General features: G+C 40.5%; 2 protein-coding genes. Both read left to right on the top strand.

What is annotated here, in order from left to right; translation table 11 throughout:
* Window positions 1-66 precede the first annotated feature (66 nt).
* Window positions 67-408 (top strand): hypothetical protein, encoded by a 342-nt coding sequence (locus DWY55_RS21775; protein ID WP_008666166.1) that lies wholly within the window; start codon window positions 67-69, stop codon window positions 406-408.
* A gap of 58 nt (window positions 409-466) precedes the next feature.
* On the top strand, window positions 467-1,387 hold the full coding sequence (locus DWY55_RS21770) for a transposase (protein ID WP_005837189.1): 921 nt from the start codon (window positions 467-469) through the stop codon (window positions 1,385-1,387).
* The last annotated feature ends 32 nt before the right edge of the window (window positions 1,388-1,419 follow it).

Genomic DNA, 1,419 nt, shown 5'->3' with positions numbered 1-1,419 from the left:
GGGTCAATGTAAAAACCTGAGGGGTAAATTTATAAATTATTATCTTTGTCTCCAAATTCATAGCTTATGGAGTTAAACGGTTATCGCCTTCTTCTTCCTGAAGGCACTTTAGAGTACTTTGCTCTTGTTGATGTGAAGGAAAGCGTAAATGAAGTTGTGATCTACCTTGAGGAAAAAAATATCGTTCCTGAGAAGTATACAGATCAGGATACTGAGAGTAAAGGCTTTTATGATCCTGTTATTGTTCAGGATTTTCCTCTTCGTGGCAAGAAGGTCTTCCTTAATATTCGTCGTCGTCGCTGGATCTTAAAGAAGCATAATGAGTATATCTCTCGTAACTGGCGTATGGTGGCTGAAGGTACTCGTATGACGCAAGATTTTGCGTCTTTTTTAAAAGAACTATATTGATAGCTATCCGATCAGTTGTAAGCTCTTAGGTGTTTTATATGGAGTTGACGGAGATTTATTGGAGCGTCAATACCGTAACCATCTAAGTGGTTATCTCCATTGGGACCAACTTGTTCATGCAGAGGATTGGCTACTATTCGAAAAGAATATCGGTGCTTATATCTGTATTGATGAGGTAGCCCTCTCGCGTGGAGAACTCTATACTGTACTGATCAATAAAGAAGCTCACGGTGGTAAAGGTAGTATGATTGCTATCATTAAAGGTACGGACGTTCATACGGTCACTTCTGTCCTGCTTAAGCTATCCCGTCTCCGCCGTTACCAAGTGCGCGAGATTACTTTGGATATGGCTCCTAACATGGAGCAGATTGCCCGCATCTGCTTTCCTGCGGCCAAACGTGTTACCGATCGCTTTCACGTACAGAAGTTAGCTTATGAAGCGGTGCAGGAGATGCGTGTAAAAGCTCGCTGGGAGGCTTTGGATGAAGAGTCCACTCAGATTGCTTATGCAAAGGCCTGTGGAAAGATGTATCATGCACCTGTTTTCGCTAATGGAGATACAAGAAAGCAGTTGTTAGCGAGAAGCATTTATCTGCTTTACAAGAAGGAATCCTTATGGACTCAGTCTCAAAGAATACGAGCTGAAATTCTTTTCAAGGAATATCCCGATATAAAGAAAGGATATTATCTGTCTATGCGGTTAGGCTTAATCTATCATCAGTGTAAGTTTAAGGATATTGCTTTGACAAGGCTGGCAAGGTGGTATGATGAAGTAGATAAATCAGGGTTCCTCACCTTTGGAAGGGTCGCACGTTCTATACAAACACATTATCTGAATATAATCAATTTTTTTGAAAGGAGGGCAACCAATGCCGCAGCAGAGTCATTCAATGCTAAAATCAAAGCATTTAGAGCACAGTTCAGAGGAGTAAGAGATAGAGCTTTTTTCTTATATAGACTTGCTAAATTATATGCTTAAATATAAAATACCTCAGATTGTTACGTTGACCC

The sequence above is a fragment of the Bacteroides sp. AF25-38AC genome (assembly GCF_003602995.1).
In the GTDB taxonomy this organism is placed as follows: Bacteria; Bacteroidota; Bacteroidia; order Bacteroidales; family Bacteroidaceae; genus Bacteroides; species Bacteroides uniformis.
Note: the sequence above shows the minus strand (reverse complement) of the source record. Positions and strands in the feature narration are given on the sequence as shown.

Excerpts from the sequence above, each read along its gene's own strand:
- DWY55_RS21775 (WP_008666166.1), top strand. The coding sequence starts at position 67 with ATGGAGTTAAACGGTTATCGCCTTCTTCTTCCTGAAGGCACTTTAGAG.